Source organism: Ruegeria sp. CDSC052, assembly GCF_059610685.1.
On the sequence record NZ_JBXWOB010000010.1, the window covers coordinates 1 to 15,532 of the forward strand.

Here is a 15,532-nt window from a genome sequence, read left to right on the forward strand (position 1 = left end):
ACTGGATCATCGAAGTGGTCGACGGTCTGGCCGCAAATGGCGAGGACGGTAACGGTGAGGTCGAGGCCAAAGTCAAAGCCGAAGTCGCAAACCTCTGCGCCAGATTCCCTATCTATCCAAACTTGTAAGAATTCAGTCATCCAAGAAACAAAACGGCGCCAATCCGGCGCCGTTTTTTTGTGGTCAGATAAGCCCCTGCCACAACATGAAGATCAGCAACAAAGCAGAAAAGGCCAACAGGTTAAAAGTCAGCCCGCCCAGCATTCCCAGAAACCACCCCATCCGCCGATCCGCCAAATTGATGCCCCCCAGATGTTTTTGAACCTCTTCCGAGGCCTGGATCAGTTTTGGATTGTCCAGCACAAGTCGCAGTTTTGGATGGGCCGCCATCTGCTCTGCTTGAGCCAGGACCATTGCCTGTTTGTATATCCGGCGCGGCAGTTGCCTTTTGGCCTTTTTGACCGAGGCGGTCAGCGTTTTGTCGCGCACACCCAACTTGTCACGCAACAGCTGTATGGTCTGCGCAATTTGGGTTTGTATATCTGTGTCTTGCGGCATGCTGCGGCCTCCTGAGCTGACAGTTTACCCATGTGGAACAGGAGCCACAATGGGGCTGGCCGTTTCAGATTGCGGCGGGTATCACGGCTATATGCTGAACACGATCATACATGGTGAACCTACCGACAAGCCCCCTTTGCTGATCGCCCATGGCCTATATGGCTCGGCCCGGAACTGGGGGGTCATCGCCCGCCGGCTATCTGACGAGCGGCAAGTTGTGGCGGTTGATATGCGCAACCACGCAAACAGCATGTGGACGCATGACCATGGGTATTCCGATCTGGCGAATGATCTGGCCGAAGTTATCGACCAGTTCGGCGGACAGGCAGATGTCGTCGGACATTCGATGGGCGGCAAGGCATCCATGACTTTAGCCCTGCTGCACAGCGCAAAGCTGCGCAAACTGGTGGTGGCAGACATCGCCCCGGTGGCCTATAGCCACAGTCAGATTCAGTTTATTGAAGCAATGCGCGCGGTGGACCTTTCCCGGGTCGAGCGTCGCTCGGACGCTGAACAACAACTGGCCGACAACGGAGTCGAAAAAGCCCTTCAGAGCTTTTTCACGCAGTCACTCGACATCAACGGACAGCGTTGGCTTTTGAACCTGGATACTTTGGCCTCTGAAATGCCCAAGATCATGGGCTTTCCTGAAATAGACGCATCCTGGGGTGGTCAAACACTGTTTTTGTCCGGGGGGGAGTCCGACTATGTGCTGCCTGAACATCGCTCAGTGATCCGCGGAATGTTCCCTTCGGCACGTTTTGCAAAAATACCTGGTGCAGGACATTGGTTGCATGCGGAAAAACCGCGTGAGTTCGAGGCCGCCGTCAGGACGTTCCTCAACGCCTGACCTGACCTTTCGACCGATCACAGCTCGGGTTCTGGCGTTTCCTATTGGCTAGGCGACTTCGCCCCCGCCATTCACCCAATCGACCAAGCCACCCAGGTTATAGACCTGCTCATACCCCATGTCCTGCAACAGCTTTCCCGCAAGGGCAGCGCGGCCACCCGAGGCACAATACAAGACAATTGGGCGATCTTTGCGAAGCTCTGGATCATGTGATTGCAGAGTGTCATCGGCCCGAAATTCCAACATACCGCGCGGGATATGATGTGACCCCGAAGCACGCCCTGTCTGCTGCAATTCCGCTGCATCGCGGATGTCCAGAAGCAGGCCACCTCGCTCCAGGATCTCGACCGCTTTGGCTCTCTGGATTCGCTCGACGGTGGAGTTCGCAGCTTCCATCATTTGTTTTACGGTCAACGGCATATGGTGTCTCCTGAAGAATTTTACGGGATGCTAACATGCAGGAACTGGAAGGTGTAGCCTGACAGGCCCTCACCTTAGGCTGGATAGATATTGGACATTTAATGCACGACACCGATTTTTGCGCTGGACCAATCCCGGTATTCAATTCCCGCCGAACCCGAACCAAAGCAAATCGGGAGAGGTTCCGCTGCATCGAGACTTGAAAATCAATCAGGGTGTTAGAGGTGGTGCGGGCGGTGGGACTCGAACCCACACGGGCATACGCCCTTCAGATTTTAAGTCTGATATGTCTACCATTCCATCACGCCCGCACAGCGCGTTGGGCCAGTTTTTAGGCTGAAAGCACCAGTAAGGCCATAAGGCTATGAACACAATGCGTTTCGCCGATGCAACCTGCGGAAATTCAATCGCCGCCTTTGACCACCACCCCATTTACGCAGGCCATCAGAAAAAGTCCTCGGAGAAACTCTTCGTTGCGCAAAGCGCCTGCGCTGTCCCAAACATTGTGACTTTAGCAAAATCAAGGAACAGAAGGAATCTTAGAGTGAAATGGTGCCCCCACACGGACTCGAACCGCGGACCTACTGATTACAAATCAGTTGCTCTACCAGCTGAGCTATAGGGGCACTTGGTGTCGATTAATGCCTCTCGTTACGGACTTCAAGACAGAATTTTGCCGCCGCTTAACGATTTTCTGTATTCATGGCACTGGGTCTGGCCCAGAGATTTTACTCCGCCTGGTTTGACTGTGCGGAGTACAGCCTGTAACCCAGCAGATAATATGCACGAACGCGAGGGTAAAAACCGAATATGCAGGTTGCAATCCACGCAGGTGCTGCGTTCACCGATGAAGGTCTCATATTGCGGTCCCTTCAACGCAACACCGGCGCGTTGCATCAAAATGGTGCGTCCGTATTTGGCCCGCGCCGTTATCGGCAAATTTTCGAACCCGCCTTTGCTGCCATTGAAAACCAGGATGAAATCGGTGCCGCAATGGAAATGCTTCGGGCTGGGTTGCGATCGGCTCCGAAGGTCGATCGTTTGATTTACTCATGCGCCAGCTTTGCAGGCGATGTTGGAAATGCGCTGGACGACGGGCAGCTATACCCAAATGCGGGACGCCGAATGGAGTTGCTTGAAAAGTCCTTTCCTGACCACGAAATTGAGCTTTGTATGGGTTTTTTAAGCCCTGGCAGATTTATTCCCAAAGCTTTGATGTCGCTACCTGAACAGAGTCGCCTCGACAAAATGCGAAGTACCGATATCAGCTGCCTCAGCTGGATCAGCATGGTCGAGGACATCAGAGATCTTGCGCCCAATGTCAAAATCACACTCTGGAGCAACGAGGACGCACCACTGATCTGGGGAGATATAGTCCGTGCAATCGCGGCCCTTCCCTCGGACAACACGCTGGTTGATGAGTTTGATTTACTGCTGTCACTTCTAGACGATTCAGGCAAATCCAAAGGTCTGGCATTGATTGATCAAAGCCTGGAACAGGACGAACATTTGCGTGACGACCTTGCCACGGTTTTGGAGGAACACGCCAAAACCGAGCTCACAACAGAAGAGCTTGATCTGCCAGATTGGAGCACGGAAATCGTCGACGCGTTTGCAGAATTATATGCGCAGGACATGGACCGACTTGAGTCCATGCCCGGAGTGCAGGTTCTAAAACCTTGAGTCTATAGCGGGAAAGCAGCCGTTACATTCCCAACGCTTCCTTGTACATTTCCAACACCGCCTCTTCCTCGGCGATGTCGTCTTTGTCACGTTTGCGCAATGCGATCACTTTCCGCATGACCTTGGTGTCGTAGCCCCGCGCTTTTGCCTCGGCCATCACTTCTTTTTGTTGCTCCGCCAAATCTTTCTTTTCCGCATCCAGACGCTCGATCCGTTCGATGAACTGGCGCAACTCACCCGCGGTTACACGGTAATTCGCGGCGGCCTGATCTTCGGTATTCTCTTCCATCTAAGTCTCTCCCAGAGGCTGGTTTGTCATGCTGAAAAGGTGGGCAACAAGCGGGATACATCGGTGCGAGCCAAGCCGCAAGCATGCAAAAAACCAGTCTCGCTTGTGCGGGCCAGCGCGATCAGTTAAGCGCTCATGTCAGACGCTGAAAAATGGAAAACGATGTTCGAATTCATCACCTGGGGCGGTGCCGCCCTGTCACTTATCGGTCTGGCTGGGCTGGTTTGGTGCATTCTGCACGTAATGAAAGCGCGCAAATCCGGCCTGTCTGACGATGAACTGCGCGCCGTTGTCCAACGGGTGCTGCCCTGGAACATGGGCGCGCTCTTTTTGTCGGTGATAGGTCTTATGCTGGTTATACTTGGAATCTCGTTCGGTTGACTGCGGCTATCAAACCGGCAGATTGTCGAAACGCGCTTCCATAACGTCCTCGCACAGGGCCGCATCCAGACGGCGCAGGCGCGCAGGAACCTCAACACCCTGCAGACGCATCTTCTCGATGACCTTTGTGACACTGGGCTGAAGGGCAAGGCGGGTATCAACACTGGCGCCCTTCAGTTTTTTCTCAAGTTGTTCGGCTTCGGAATACAAATCGATCCTCGGCATATCCATCCTCCCAAATGTCATCAGTTACCTATAGTTTAGTAACGGTTTTAAGACTTACATCACTCGGTTATTCTATCGCGCGAAAATTCGCCCGATCGCCCCCAAACATCGGCGCGCTTTCGCAGGATGCCAGAATTTTAGCCCAACTTTGCCGCTTTTGCCTTGACCGGCATCAAATCACCAAATGTTGATTGCTTCACATTCCGTTATTAATATATGACTAAGACCTAACCGGCGGAGGAAACCATGACGCCCAAAGTGAAAGCATTTTTTGACGCAGAGACATTCACGGTGTCTTATCTGGTTCAGGATCCTGAAGGCGATGCCTGCGCGATCATAGATAGTGTTCTGGATTTCGATCACGCATCCGGCCGGACCAATACGCGATCTGCGGATGAGATCATCAGATATGTCCAATCCAATTCGTTGCGAACCGAATGGATTCTGGAAAGCCATGTCCATGCCGACCACCTTTCAGCAGCCCCCTATTTGCAGCAGAAACTCGGAGGCAAGATTGGCATCGGTGATCAAATCGTCGCCATCCAGGAAACTTTCGGGAAAATTTTCAACGAGGGTACCGAGTTTCAGCGCGATGGTAGCCAGTTCGACGCCTTGTTCCGCGACGGCGACGGATTTCATGTCGGTCAAATGAGAGGTGACGTCTTGCACACCCCCGGGCATACGCCCGCCTGCATGACCTATGTCATCGGCGACGCGGCATTTGTCGGAGACACGCTGTTCATGCCGGATTTTGGCACTGCGCGATGCGACTTTCCCGGCGGATCGTCCGGAGATTTGTACAACTCGATCCAGAGGATCCTTTCACTGCCGGATACGACACGCATCTTTGTCGGGCATGACTACAAAGCTCCTGGGCGGGACGAGTTTGCGTGGGAAACAACTGTTGAAGAGCAAAAATCCTTGAACGTGCATATCGGGCAAGGTCGACCTATCGAGGAATTCGTTGAAATGCGCGACGCCCGCGATGCCACTTTGGCCATGCCGCGGCTGATCCTGCCCTCTTTACAAGTCAATATGCGGGCGGGTCAGATGCCGCCTGAGGATGAGAATGGCGACGTGTTCCTGAAACTACCAGTGAACAAACTTTAGACGGCTAGAGCCGAACTTCTTGGGGGAACAAATCAGTGTATTCAGAATGGATATGGGGACTGGTAGGCGGCCTGTTGATTGGTCTTGGCGCAGCAGTTTACCTGCTTGGAAACGGTCGTGTAATGGGGGCGAGCGGTATCCTGGGAGGGCTTGTCGATCGCTCTGACCGCTCGGCCGAGCGGCTGTATTTCCTCGCTGGGATGATTGGGACGCCGTTGATGCTAAGCCTGTTTTTGTCGCCGGGGCCGCAGACAAACCTGACCTCGAATTTGACGGTTGTGATCGGGGCTGGGCTGCTTGTCGGTATCGGGACACGAATTGCCAACGGGTGCACCTCTGGACATGGGGTGTGCGGCATTTCCCGGTTTTCGGTGCGCGGGATCGTGGCAACGATCCTTTACATTGCTGCCGGGGCAGTGACGCTGGCCTTGTTTCGCCATGTTTGGGGGTTGATCTGATGCGCAATCTGATATCGCTTTTTTCGGGCTCTTTGTTCGGAGCAGGCCTGTTGATTTCCGGCATGACTGACACAACCAAGGTTCAGGGGTGGCTGGATATTTTCGGCAACTGGGATCCGACACTCGCATTTGTGATGGGGGGAGCCATTGTGCCCATGATGATCGCATGGAGGCTGGTTCCAGATCGCAAACCGCTGTCGGGTGGGAAATTCCCGACGATGGTTCAGCATGAACTGGATCGCCGCCTTATCATCGGATCGGTCATGTTTGGCATGGGATGGGGATTAGCGGGACTGTGTCCCGGTCCAGCCATAGCGTCTCTTACGTATGGCGGGACCGGAGGCGTTGTGTTTCTGGTTTCCATGCTCGCAGGGATGTATGCAGCTCCTGCCGTAAGTGCTAAACTGGACAGAACCGTAAACGCGACCTAAGCAGTAGCCATGGAGATTCGACCGATAACCCCCCGCTATGCCGTCTCGCCGCAAATTTCGGTCGAGGATGTTCCCACTATTGTCGAGGCAGGCTTTGTCAAAGTGATCTGCAACCGGCCGAACAGCGAAGTTCCCGAGGATCTCCAGTCAGATGCTATCGGACAGGCCGTGCGTGCTGCCGGGTTGGAATACGAAGTGCTAGAGCTGACGCATCAGACCATGACGCCCGAAAACGTCTCCTTGCAACGTGACCTCGCAGAATCCTGTGCCGGTCCGGTTCTCGCATATTGTGCATCGGGCACGCGTTGTTCTGTGATCTGGGCATTGGGGCAGTGCGAAAGCATGAGCACCGAAGACATCCTTCAGGCGACGACCAAGGCAGGCTATGCGTTGGACAACCTGCGTCCAACCTTGGAAGAAATACGCAGATCAGTGACTTGAGCGTCTGCTAACTGCCTTTCAGCGCGCTTTCATCCCCGGATAAACCAGCCAGTTGAGATATCTCGGCAACCATGTGTTCCGAATTCTCGAGGTTCAATTCTGTCCCCTCTTGGCCCAGCGCGCCGGGGGAAAATGGCATTATTTCCTGCCCGTGTTCGGTTGGCCCCTCTTCGTGTATACTGGCTGAACTCGCCTCAAGGAACTCATTTGCTTCGGGCTGGGAAAATGTCTGAGTTTGGTAGGTTTCGTTCAGGCGCACCGCACGCAATCCTCCGCATTGGCCGAGCCGTCCGATCGCGGCCCGGCTGCGGTCGATCGCCACAATCTCGGTACGATCCAGCCGCGCCCCGATCAATGGCAACACATCCCCCACCACCAGTTCTGTCAGCGTCGCCAGGGACAAGGGCATCCGGCAGACCACCGTATTCAAATCTGCCCTCAACACGCCCGATGCCTGATCAAGCCTGCCCTCTGGCTCATCATGAATCACCTCCGTCTCGGCCGTTTCAGCCGGTCGGATGGGCAACAGTACTGAAAGCTGACCTTGTCTCAGCCCACCGCCAAGTTCGACTGTCAGTTCAAAAACTCGGTATTCCTCTTCCACCATCGCCAGGGTCAAAGTTCGCAGATCCGCAAGGCGCGAAGCATATTCAAAACCGATCAGGCACATGCGGTCACTCGCCGTTTCGACAAGTGATGCCGCGCGGGACAGCCCCTCTTCGATCCAAGGGGACACCATGGCCGCGTCCGTATCGGTGAACCCCCGCGCAGAAGGCGCTCCCGGCATCACCTCGCCTATTGTCTGAGCCTGCACGACAGCCGACACTAACCCTATATCCATGCAGATCGCAGCCAAGCTGCTGTCAGAGCCTGAAAAGAGCAGCAATATCCATTCCTCATCCAAAGACTGTGTCAGCCCACCTGGTGGCCGACAGGATTGTTTGGCGCCGATTACCGACAACGGCAGCTGCAAACGATCTTCTGCCGCGCGAGCAAAAGCCAGACGCAGCGCACGTAGGATCGAGCGAGGCTTGTCACCCTTTTCCTCCTGACTGATCGAAAGCTTGCGCGCCAGAGCCGCGCTGACAGATTGCGTCATGCCTAAAACCGCTGATTGTTCCTGCATTCTCTTTCAGGTCTAACCCGGCGATAGTTACCAACCTGTTTATACAGCCGTCACTGCGCAGCCTGTCGGTAGGCCTGTGGCAGCCTGACCCGGAACGCAGCCCCACCATGGCCGGGCAAGTAGCTGATATCGCCCCCCAGTCTTTGCATAATCTCACGGCAGATCGCTAATCCCAGCCCCGCACCACCTGCCTTGTCGCCTCCGACGCGGGCAAATTTCTCAAAAACCATCTGCCGGGCATCCGGGGGAATGCCGGTGCCGTTATCAGCAAAATCAATGACGACTTGTCCGCCGACATCATGCGCGGAAATGGTCAGAACCGGTTCTTTGGCATCACAATATTTCTGAGCGTTCGAAATCAGGTTGATAAACACCTGCCCCAGACGGTCCAAATCCGTACGCAGGAGAACGCGTTCGGAGGTTTTCGACCGCCGGACGGTTAGTTTCTGGCTGGTTCCAGCCAAGGCACTGGACACAGCACGATCCAAAACCGACCGCAGGGTGTCACCGCTCTTGTTCAAATTGACTCGCCCACTTTCCAGAACGCTCAGGTCCAGCAAGTCATCCAGCAGCCGTGTCAACCGAAGCGCCTCGTCATGGATGATGGCAGCGTAACGCGTTCTTTCTTCGCTGGTCAGACCTTCGGTATCCCGCATGATCTCGGAAAATGCTCGGATCGAGGTCATGGGGGTTCGCAATTCGTGGCTGACTTGGCTGAGGAACCCGTCCTTCTGTTCGGAAATTTGCGTCAGCTTGGTGTTCGCCTCACGCAGTTGGCGCGCCGTACGGCTGAGTTCAGCGGATTTCGCTTCCAGTTGGCTGGAGTATTCCAACATCTGCGCGGATTCGTCGGCCACGGCGAGCAAATCCTCGACCGAAACGGAGGAACCACCAACAATCTGCCCGATCATCGCATGCGCTGTCGCCGCCCCGACCGAGCCGCTGAGTTCACGTTCCAACCGCTCCAAAAACCCAGGCGTAGGTTCGGGCAGGCTGGAACGCCCACCCTGCTGTTCCGCCTGCGCCTGAAAGAACTCTTGCGCCGGACCTGCGCCCAAAATGCGCTGGGTCATGATCATCAGGTCTTCGCTTTGCGCTACCGATCCGGTCCAACCGCGCAGCGCAACCGAATGGTCGAATACGTTGACGAATTGCGCCCCCTGCAAACGTTCGAGCGGGCTTGGAAAACTCAGCAAAGAGGCCGCGCAAAATGCCAGCGTGTTCAGCGACAGCGACCACAACACAGCGTGCACCATCGGGTCCATTCCGTCGATCCCGAACAAGGCCTGCGGGCGCAACCAGCCCCATCCGAACGGTCCGTTCTGCAGGACACTATCCGACATAATCGCGCTGCCCATGCCGGGCAACAACAGCGTGTAGATCCACAACAAGAACCCGACCGTCAGTCCGATCAGAGCCCCTGTTCGCGTCGCCCCGCGCCAGAACAGCCCGCCAACCAGCGAAGGCAAAATCTGGGAAATCCCGGCAAAGGCCACCAGACCAATCGAGGCCAGCGCGGCCCCGCCGCCGGAAATGCGGTAATACGAGAACCCAAGCACCATGATCACGGCGATTGAAATCCGCCGGGACAGCAAAACCACATTGCGGACATCACCGGATACGGCGCCAGCGCCCTCCTGCCGGCTAAACCAGATCGGCATCACGACGTGATTTGACACCATGGTCGATAGGGCCATTGCCGTGACAATCACCATCGATGTGGCGGATGAAAAGCCGCCAATAAAGGACAGCATCGCCAGCCATTCATTGCCCTGCGACAGGGGCACCGTCAGCACGAACAGATCCGGATTCGATCCTTCGGGCAAAAGGTCCAATCCTACGACCGCGATTGGCACGACAAAGAGACTCATCAACAGCAGATACAGGGGGAAGGCCCATGCGGCTGTCCTCAGATGCCCTTCATCGGCGTTCTCCACCACCATCACCTGAAACATCCTCGGCAGACACACAAAGGCCGCAGCCGATAAAAATATAAACGTGGTCCAGCGTCCGGCATTCACATTCCACTGCCCGATCTCAGAGGCATCGATGCGGTCCATCATCGGACCGACTCCTCCGGCTATACCCCAGACAACGAAAATGCCCACGGCCAGCAGCGCAAAAAGTTTAACGACAGATTCCAATGCGATGGCCGTGACAACGCCATGATGGCGTTCGTTGGCATCCAGATTGCGGGTACCGAACAGAATGGCGAACACTGCCAGCCCCGCCGCAACCCAGAACACACTGGACCCTTCGCGGTAAAGACCGCTTGGGTCGGCCTCGGCAAAGATTGAGAATGACAGCGTAATGGATTGAAGTTGCAGCGCAATATAGGGCGTCCCGCCCAACACGGCCAGAATTGTGACGCAAATCGCCAGAGTGTTCGACTTGCCATAGCGAGACGAAATCAGGTCGGCGATTGAGGTCACCCTCTGGCTGCGGCCAACCCGAACCAGCTTGCGCAATCCCCACCACCAACAGATCATGACCAACGTGGGTCCCAGATAGATCGTTACGAACTCCAGCCCCGACCGGGCGGCGTTCCCTACCGCGCCATAAAAGGTCCAGGCGGTACAATAGATCGACAGCGACAGCGTGTAGATCAACGGAGATCGCAGCCACGCCCCCCTGCCCGCCGCGGCCATTCTGTCGGCGGCAAATGCGACGCTGAACAACAGCACCACATAGCCCAAACAAACCAGGATCAGCACGTTCAGCGTTGCCATCAGTCTTGACCTGGCTCGGAATCATCGCCGGTTGATATGCGTCTTGCGGCGAACCCAAAGAGAACGCTGGCAACGATCAAAACCGCCCAGCATGTGAAGATATAGAGAATCGCAGAAGACAGCGGCACTCCGTCCGCTGCATCGCCCCCACGCGGCCACAGCAACGGAATCGCAATCAGCGCGCCCCCCAATATAGGCAATAAACGGGCGGCGTCGGTTAGCCTGCGTCGGCGGTAACTTTGGCGCTCAAGAAACAGCGACGGCCGCGCACCAGATGGTTGGCGGTCGTCCTGCATGCTCATGACCGCGAGGCCTGCGCGTGCAAATCGCGGACGGCGGTCAGAACTTCTGCATTGGAAAACGGCTTTGTCATGAACCGGCTGACCCCTGCATTCTCGGCCATCTCACGATCTTTCGATTGGCCACGAGCCGTTAGCATCAGAACCGGAAGATTTCGCAGTTCTTCGAGTTCGCGCAAGTCGCGCAAAATCTCCATCCCGCTTTTGCCCGGCAGCATCACATCCAGAATCACAAGATCGGGCTTCGCGCCCTGAATCACCAGCAGCGCATCCGTCCCTTCAGCATGCGTTTCAACCTGCCATCCCTCGCGGGTCAGCAAAAACCGAATGGCTTCAGCAATGTTCGGCTCATCCTCGATCAACAGAACCTTTCGGCTCATATATTTCATTCCTCCCCGAGACGGGCTGCACCACTGTCAACCTGTCCGAAACAGCTTATGCGCAGTGTCACGAAACTGTCAAAAACCTTCGCTCAGAATCGAGGGCTCTCGGCGCGATTCACAGTCCTTATTGGGGCAGACCCGGCAACTTGGGCCAACATGGGCAACCGCCTGACTGCCCTGAGGGCTTTCTTCGACGGATCGAACCAGCATGACAGAACGATAAACCGGCGCATCATCATAGCCGGAAATGGATTGCGGCCAGGCATAGGCATAACAATCGAATTCCGCGGCCGTTCGCCCCAACTGAACGATCCGTTTTCGGATCGGAACCAGCGGCCGGTTCAGCGCCTGAAACAGCGGCCACAGAGGACACGCCTCGCCGAACCTGGGCATGGCAAAACCGGGCACCGATTTGCTGAACAAAATGCTGCCTGAGGCATCACATATCACCAGCCCGGTCGGGCGCGACAAATACCCTTTGGGCAAGGCGGCCAGCCGCCTCAGCACGGTGGCGATGTCGACTGAATACTCTGTTGCCAAAAGCAAAGGATCTGTAACTCCCCGATCCAAAGCCCCTTTGAGCGCATCCAGAGGCAAAAGCCGAGCGTCGGATTCGTAGACGTCCAGAATATCCCGCGCCACTTTTCGCGCGGCAGAGGAATCAATCTCATTCAGATTAACATCCGCGCTTCCCCCTCCGGTTTCGATTTCCGGGAAATGGTGATCATGCCTGTCAAAAAATGCTTCGACATCTTCCAGAGGGACGCCGCGACGATCCTCGGCCCCCTCGGAATCATCCAGATAGGCCACCAGCGATTTGGAGCTATCGGCCAGCCGTTCGGCATCCTGGTGCAGGTTCCGGTGGAATCGGTCTTGCCACTCGGGTTCAATCTCTTGCGTTTCAGCAAGAATGGCAGCGGTGGAACGAATCGCGGCGGCTGTCGAAAGGACCTCGTGCATGGATGCTGCCAGATGCGGATCGTGCGTCAAACGATCCGACAGGGTTTCAATCGTTCGCTCTAACGACACCACTCGGCTGTGCATTTGCGCCAAAACGCCCGCCCACCCTGGAAACCTACTTGCGAACTCCTCAAGCCCGTCCACTTCGGCTTTCTGGCCAACAGCATCTGCCGCAGCCTCGCGCAGCGCAGAAATCAGCGTCGCCTCGATCCCCTGGGTTAGCACCGAAGGCTCAACGGTCAGGGCCGCAGCGATATCCACCAGCAGCTTTCCTCCGATCCTGCGGCGGTTATGCTCGATCAGGTTCAGATAGGATGCCGAGATTCCAACCTGCCGTGCAAGCTGGGCCTGACGCAATCCTGCGATCTGCCGCCTTTCGCGAATACGGCTGCCTGTTAACGTGTCCCGCAAAATTTTCCTCTTTTTCCGCTGGCTCCTTTGGTCAACCTCAGAAGCATTTTCAAAACTATTATTTAAATATAAGTCTTTAGCAATTAATTTTCTTGAGCAATTTACTTTCTTCACAAACGCATCCCGCAGTTCCAAACACCCGGACCACGGTGTAACCCATTTGCATATTTCGAAAATCACAGGCCTTCCCCTTCTATTTTCGGAAAAACACCTGCACCATGGACATATGAGCGACCCAGCCTTTGAATATGCGCCGATCGGATTGGTCGAGTTGGAGAACCGCGTGATCCGCCGGTGCAATCTGCAGTTCGCACGCACTTTCGGCGGTGAAGAGGCCGATTACCGCAACATGCCCCTGCTACACCTCTACCCTTCTGTCGCAGATTGGGAACGTATCGGCGCACGGAGCCTGCAAATCATGCGCGACACCGGATATTACACGGATGAAAGGGTCATGCGTCGCCGTGATAGCGACTTATTCTGGTGCCGCGCGCGCGGACGTTCGCTAACACCTGAAGATCCTTTCCGCCATGGCATCTGGAGTTTTTCGGATATTTCCGAGGAACGCCCTTTGGTCGAGCTAACCAGCCGTGAGCGCGAGGTTGCCATTCTGTCCTGCAAGGGCTTGTCGGCCAAGGAAATCGGTGCGGAACTGAACCTGAGCTATCGTACAATCGAAGCCTACCGTGCGCGGCTGCTTGAAAAATTCGGGGCACGTAAACTGCCTGAACTGGTTGCGAAACTCTCCGGAATGCCGCTGTAGCGCTGTTTACCACTGGTAATCTTCAGCAAAACCCCCATCTGACAGGCCGAGACTGTGCTTTTCATGGCCGTACGCTTAGCTTATAACGCTGCGTAATCAGACCAAAGCCCGCGCGAAACAGACGGGCCAAAGGGGAACCGTCGAGGACACTCATGACAGATACCAAACACGAAGCGGATGTGGCGTTTATCAAGGCACTGGCCGAACTGCTGCGGGAAAACGACCTGACCGAGTTGCAGGTAAAGCGCGATTATGGCGAAGATGACAGCCTGAACGTACGCGTTAGCCGCATGTCACCCGTCGCCGCTCCGGTCCAGGTTGCGGTCCCGGCGGCCGCGCCAGCCGCAGCCCCGGCAGCCGCACCTGCAGCAGCTGAAGCACCCACAGCAAGTGACGATCCAGCCAGCCATCCGGGCGCTGTGACTTCGCCCATGGTCGGCACCGTGTACATGCAGCCCGAGCCGGGTGCGCCGTCCTTCATCTCCGTCGGTGCCAGTGTTTCCGAAGGCGACACGCTGCTGATCGTCGAAGCGATGAAAACCATGAACCACATCCACGCGCCTAAATCCGGCACTATCAAGCGTATTTTGGTGGGTGATGGCGATGCTGTGGAATTCGGCACTCCTCTGGTCATTGTTGAGTAAGGCGGCCCCATGTTCGACAAGATCCTGATTGCCAACCGAGGCGAGATCGCCCTGCGCGTCATCCGCGCCGCACGCGAGATGGGGATTAAGACAGTCGCCGTCCATTCAACCGCAGACAGTGACGCGATGCATGTACGCATGGCGGACGAATCGGTCTGCATCGGCCCCCCGCCCAGCCCACAAAGCTATCTGTCAGTGCCTGCGATCATCTCAGCCTGCGAGATCACTGGCGCTCAGGCGATCCACCCAGGCTACGGCTTTTTGTCTGAAAATGCCGAGTTTGTGCAGATCGTCGAAGATCACGACATCACCTTCATTGGACCCACCGCTGAGCATATCCGCGTGATGGGTGACAAGATCACCGCCAAGGACACGATGAAGGCCTTGGGCGTTCCCTGTGTGCCTGGTTCAGATGGTGGCGTGCCGGATCTGGCCGCAGCCAAGCGGATCGGTGAAGAATTCGGCTATCCTGTAATCATCAAGGCCACCGCCGGTGGCGGCGGACGCGGCATGAAAGTCGCGATGAGTGCGGATGAGATGGAAAGCGCCTTTATGACCGCGCGCGCCGAAGGCAAAGCCGCCTTTGGTAATGACGAGGTCTATATTGAGAAATACCTGACCACGCCGCGCCACATCGAGATTCAGGTCTTTGGCGATGGCAAGGGCCAAGCGGTTCATCTGGGCGAGCGCGACTGTTCCCTGCAGCGCCGCCACCAAAAGGTATTCGAAGAGGCACCCGGCCCCTGCATCACCCCCGAAGAACGCGCAAGGATCGGTAAGGTCTGTGCCGATGCGGTTGCCAAGATCAACTATATCGGTGCAGGTACGATCGAATTTCTGTACGAAAATGGCGACTTCTATTTCATCGAGATGAACACCCGCCTACAGGTCGAACACCCGGTCACTGAGGGCATCTTTGGCGTAGATCTGGTGCGCGAACAAATCCGCGTTGCCGCTGGTCAGCCAATGTCATTCGGTCAGGATGATCTGAAAATCAATGGTCACGCCATCGAGGTTCGGATCAACGCCGAGAAATTGCCAAACTTCTCGCCCTGCCCCGGAAAAATCTCGGCCTATCATGCGCCGGGCGGTTTGGGTGTGCGGATGGATTCAGCGTTGTATGACGGGTACACGATCCCGCCCTACTACGACTCACTGATCGCCAAACTGATCGTGCAGGGCCGCGACCGGCCCGAAGCACTGGCCCGTCTCGAACGCGCATTGGGTGAGTTGATCGTGGACGGAATCGACACGACGGTTCCCTTGTTCCACGCACTTCTGCAAGAAAGTGACGTCCAAAGCGGTGATTATAACATCCACTGGCTGGAGCACTGGCTTGCGGAGAATATGGCCGACTAACTCTGCTGGGTC

General features: G+C 55.9%; 19 protein-coding genes and 2 tRNA genes. 10 read left to right on the plus strand and 11 right to left on the minus strand.

The annotated features are described in order from the left end of the window. Window positions 1–183: 183 nt before the first annotated feature. Window positions 184–558 carry a hypothetical protein gene (locus tag AC2FIM_RS14970; RefSeq protein WP_142638198.1) on the minus strand — a complete coding sequence of 125 codons (375 nt, stop codon included), beginning with the start codon at window positions 556–558 and terminating at the stop codon, window positions 184–186. 49 nt (window positions 559–607) lie between these two features. Here AC2FIM_RS14970 and AC2FIM_RS14975 point away from each other — a divergent pair, with 49 nt between their 5' ends. Beyond that, window positions 608–1,408, plus strand: a complete 801-nt coding sequence (locus AC2FIM_RS14975) for an alpha/beta fold hydrolase (protein ID WP_399171133.1) — start codon at window positions 608–610, stop codon at window positions 1,406–1,408. A 48-nt stretch (window positions 1,409–1,456) separates the two neighbouring features. On the opposite strand, the gene AC2FIM_RS14980 is transcribed toward AC2FIM_RS14975, so the two are convergent. The 3 genes from AC2FIM_RS14980 to AC2FIM_RS14990 all read right to left on the minus strand — a co-directional run bounded on the left by AC2FIM_RS14980 (window position 1,457) and on the right by AC2FIM_RS14990 (window position 2,454). After that, window positions 1,457–1,828 (minus strand): rhodanese-like domain-containing protein, encoded by a 372-nt coding sequence (locus AC2FIM_RS14980; RefSeq protein WP_142638196.1) that lies wholly within the window; start codon window positions 1,826–1,828, stop codon window positions 1,457–1,459. Between the two features lie 225 nt (window positions 1,829–2,053). Beyond that, a tRNA-Leu gene (locus AC2FIM_RS14985) sits at window positions 2,054–2,139 on the minus strand. Between the two features lie 239 nt (window positions 2,140–2,378). Then, window positions 2,379–2,454: transfer RNA gene (locus AC2FIM_RS14990), tRNA-Thr, on the minus strand. 499 nt (window positions 2,455–2,953) lie between these two features. Here AC2FIM_RS14990 and AC2FIM_RS14995 point away from each other — a divergent pair. Continuing rightward, window positions 2,954–3,511 carry a hypothetical protein gene (locus AC2FIM_RS14995; RefSeq protein ID WP_496678370.1) on the plus strand — a complete coding sequence of 186 codons (558 nt, stop codon included), beginning with the start codon at window positions 2,954–2,956 and terminating at the stop codon, window positions 3,509–3,511. Between the two features lie 22 nt (window positions 3,512–3,533). Here the strand turns inward: AC2FIM_RS14995 and AC2FIM_RS15000 are convergent, their stop codons facing one another. Next, window positions 3,534–3,800: a DUF2312 domain-containing protein gene (locus AC2FIM_RS15000; protein WP_142638157.1), complete on the minus strand. Its 267-nt coding sequence runs from the start codon at window positions 3,798–3,800 to the stop codon at window positions 3,534–3,536. A 162-nt stretch (window positions 3,801–3,962) separates the two neighbouring features. Between AC2FIM_RS15000 and AC2FIM_RS15005 the strand changes: the two genes are divergently transcribed. Further along, entirely contained in the window at window positions 3,963–4,181 is a 219-nt protein-coding gene (locus AC2FIM_RS15005) for a carboxymuconolactone decarboxylase family protein (protein WP_142638212.1), read from the plus strand. Window positions 4,182–4,190: 9 nt separating this feature from the next. Here AC2FIM_RS15005 and AC2FIM_RS15010 read toward each other — a convergent pair whose 3' ends face one another. Beyond that, a complete protein-coding gene (locus AC2FIM_RS15010) occupies window positions 4,191–4,406 on the minus strand; it encodes a hypothetical protein (RefSeq protein WP_142638155.1) in 216 nt (71 codons plus the stop codon). 246 nt (window positions 4,407–4,652) lie between these two features. Here AC2FIM_RS15010 and AC2FIM_RS15015 point away from each other — a divergent pair, with 246 nt between their 5' ends. Genes AC2FIM_RS15015 through AC2FIM_RS15030 form a run of 4 tightly spaced genes read left to right on the plus strand, consistent with a single transcriptional unit; the run spans window position 4,653 to window position 6,846 of the window. After that, window positions 4,653–5,516 carry an MBL fold metallo-hydrolase gene (locus AC2FIM_RS15015; RefSeq protein WP_496708235.1) on the plus strand — a complete coding sequence of 288 codons (864 nt, stop codon included), beginning with the start codon at window positions 4,653–4,655 and terminating at the stop codon, window positions 5,514–5,516. Window positions 5,517–5,551: 35 nt separating this feature from the next. Next, window positions 5,552–5,974 (plus strand): YeeE/YedE family protein, encoded by a 423-nt coding sequence (locus tag AC2FIM_RS15020; protein WP_142638151.1) that lies wholly within the window; start codon window positions 5,552–5,554, stop codon window positions 5,972–5,974. Then, window positions 5,974–6,405: a DUF6691 family protein gene (locus tag AC2FIM_RS15025; protein ID WP_496678368.1), complete on the plus strand. Its 432-nt coding sequence runs from the start codon at window positions 5,974–5,976 to the stop codon at window positions 6,403–6,405. The genes AC2FIM_RS15020 and AC2FIM_RS15025 overlap by 1 nt, the downstream gene beginning before the upstream one ends. A 9-nt stretch (window positions 6,406–6,414) precedes the next feature. Next, window positions 6,415–6,846 carry a protein tyrosine phosphatase family protein gene (locus AC2FIM_RS15030; protein ID WP_142638147.1) on the plus strand — a complete coding sequence of 144 codons (432 nt, stop codon included), beginning with the start codon at window positions 6,415–6,417 and terminating at the stop codon, window positions 6,844–6,846. A 7-nt stretch (window positions 6,847–6,853) separates the two neighbouring features. Here the strand turns inward: AC2FIM_RS15030 and AC2FIM_RS15035 are convergent, their stop codons facing one another. From AC2FIM_RS15035 to AC2FIM_RS15055, 5 genes are all read right to left on the minus strand, one after another. Next, window positions 6,854–7,972 carry a FliM/FliN family flagellar motor C-terminal domain-containing protein gene (locus AC2FIM_RS15035; protein ID WP_496678366.1) on the minus strand — a complete coding sequence of 373 codons (1,119 nt, stop codon included), beginning with the start codon at window positions 7,970–7,972 and terminating at the stop codon, window positions 6,854–6,856. A 50-nt stretch (window positions 7,973–8,022) separates the two neighbouring features. After that, window positions 8,023–10,701 carry an ATP-binding protein gene (locus AC2FIM_RS15040; protein WP_496708233.1) on the minus strand — a complete coding sequence of 893 codons (2,679 nt, stop codon included), beginning with the start codon at window positions 10,699–10,701 and terminating at the stop codon, window positions 8,023–8,025. Further along, entirely contained in the window at window positions 10,701–11,003 is a 303-nt protein-coding gene (locus AC2FIM_RS15045; RefSeq protein ID WP_496690133.1) for a hypothetical protein, read from the minus strand. Before AC2FIM_RS15045 ends, AC2FIM_RS15040 begins: the two co-directional genes overlap by 1 nt. Next, window positions 11,000–11,380, minus strand: a complete 381-nt coding sequence (locus AC2FIM_RS15050; protein ID WP_142638139.1) for a response regulator transcription factor — start codon at window positions 11,378–11,380, stop codon at window positions 11,000–11,002. The genes AC2FIM_RS15045 and AC2FIM_RS15050 overlap by 4 nt, the downstream gene beginning before the upstream one ends. Window positions 11,381–11,458: 78 nt before the next feature. Beyond that, the gene (locus AC2FIM_RS15055) at window positions 11,459–12,757 is read right to left on the minus strand and encodes a helix-turn-helix domain-containing protein (RefSeq protein ID WP_281995802.1); all 1,299 of its coding nucleotides are present in this window, start codon (window positions 12,755–12,757) and stop codon (window positions 11,459–11,461) included. 223 nt (window positions 12,758–12,980) lie between these two features. Here AC2FIM_RS15055 and AC2FIM_RS15060 point away from each other — a divergent pair, with 223 nt between their 5' ends. The 3 genes from AC2FIM_RS15060 (at window position 12,981) to accC (ending at window position 15,520) form a co-directional block, all read left to right on the plus strand. Continuing rightward, window positions 12,981–13,517 carry a helix-turn-helix domain-containing protein gene (locus AC2FIM_RS15060; protein WP_142638135.1) on the plus strand — a complete coding sequence of 179 codons (537 nt, stop codon included), beginning with the start codon at window positions 12,981–12,983 and terminating at the stop codon, window positions 13,515–13,517. 152 nt (window positions 13,518–13,669) lie between these two features. Then, window positions 13,670–14,161 carry an acetyl-CoA carboxylase biotin carboxyl carrier protein gene (gene accB, locus AC2FIM_RS15065; RefSeq protein ID WP_142638133.1) on the plus strand — a complete coding sequence of 164 codons (492 nt, stop codon included), beginning with the start codon at window positions 13,670–13,672 and terminating at the stop codon, window positions 14,159–14,161. 9 nt (window positions 14,162–14,170) lie between these two features. Continuing rightward, on the plus strand, window positions 14,171–15,520 hold the full coding sequence (accC, locus tag AC2FIM_RS15070; protein WP_271950374.1) for an acetyl-CoA carboxylase biotin carboxylase subunit: 1,350 nt from the start codon (window positions 14,171–14,173) through the stop codon (window positions 15,518–15,520). The last annotated feature ends 12 nt before the right edge of the window (window positions 15,521–15,532 follow it).

Coding starts and splice junctions, on each gene's coding strand:
- AC2FIM_RS14970 (WP_142638198.1), bottom strand. CDS start 558: ATGCCGCAAGACACAGATATACAAACCCAAATTGCGCAGACCATACAG.
- AC2FIM_RS14975 (WP_399171133.1), top strand. CDS start 608: ATGGGGCTGGCCGTTTCAGATTGCGGCGGGTATCACGGCTATATGCTG.
- AC2FIM_RS14980 (WP_142638196.1), bottom strand. CDS start 1,828: ATGCCGTTGACCGTAAAACAAATGATGGAAGCTGCGAACTCCACCGTC.
- AC2FIM_RS14995 (WP_496678370.1), top strand. CDS start 2,954: ATGGAGTTGCTTGAAAAGTCCTTTCCTGACCACGAAATTGAGCTTTGT.
- AC2FIM_RS15000 (WP_142638157.1), bottom strand. CDS start 3,800: ATGGAAGAGAATACCGAAGATCAGGCCGCCGCGAATTACCGTGTAACC.
- AC2FIM_RS15005 (WP_142638212.1), top strand. CDS start 3,963: ATGTTCGAATTCATCACCTGGGGCGGTGCCGCCCTGTCACTTATCGGT.
- AC2FIM_RS15010 (WP_142638155.1), bottom strand. CDS start 4,406: ATGCCGAGGATCGATTTGTATTCCGAAGCCGAACAACTTGAGAAAAAA.
- AC2FIM_RS15015 (WP_496708235.1), top strand. CDS start 4,653: ATGACGCCCAAAGTGAAAGCATTTTTTGACGCAGAGACATTCACGGTG.
- AC2FIM_RS15025 (WP_496678368.1), top strand. CDS start 5,974: ATGCGCAATCTGATATCGCTTTTTTCGGGCTCTTTGTTCGGAGCAGGC.
- AC2FIM_RS15030 (WP_142638147.1), top strand. CDS start 6,415: ATGGAGATTCGACCGATAACCCCCCGCTATGCCGTCTCGCCGCAAATT.
- AC2FIM_RS15035 (WP_496678366.1), bottom strand. CDS start 7,972: ATGCAGGAACAATCAGCGGTTTTAGGCATGACGCAATCTGTCAGCGCG.
- AC2FIM_RS15040 (WP_496708233.1), bottom strand. CDS start 10,701: ATGGCAACGCTGAACGTGCTGATCCTGGTTTGTTTGGGCTATGTGGTG.
- AC2FIM_RS15045 (WP_496690133.1), bottom strand. CDS start 11,003: ATGAGCATGCAGGACGACCGCCAACCATCTGGTGCGCGGCCGTCGCTG.
- AC2FIM_RS15050 (WP_142638139.1), bottom strand. CDS start 11,380: ATGAGCCGAAAGGTTCTGTTGATCGAGGATGAGCCGAACATTGCTGAA.
- AC2FIM_RS15060 (WP_142638135.1), top strand. CDS start 12,981: ATGAGCGACCCAGCCTTTGAATATGCGCCGATCGGATTGGTCGAGTTG.
- accB (WP_142638133.1), top strand. CDS start 13,670: ATGACAGATACCAAACACGAAGCGGATGTGGCGTTTATCAAGGCACTG.
- accC (WP_271950374.1), top strand. CDS start 14,171: ATGTTCGACAAGATCCTGATTGCCAACCGAGGCGAGATCGCCCTGCGC.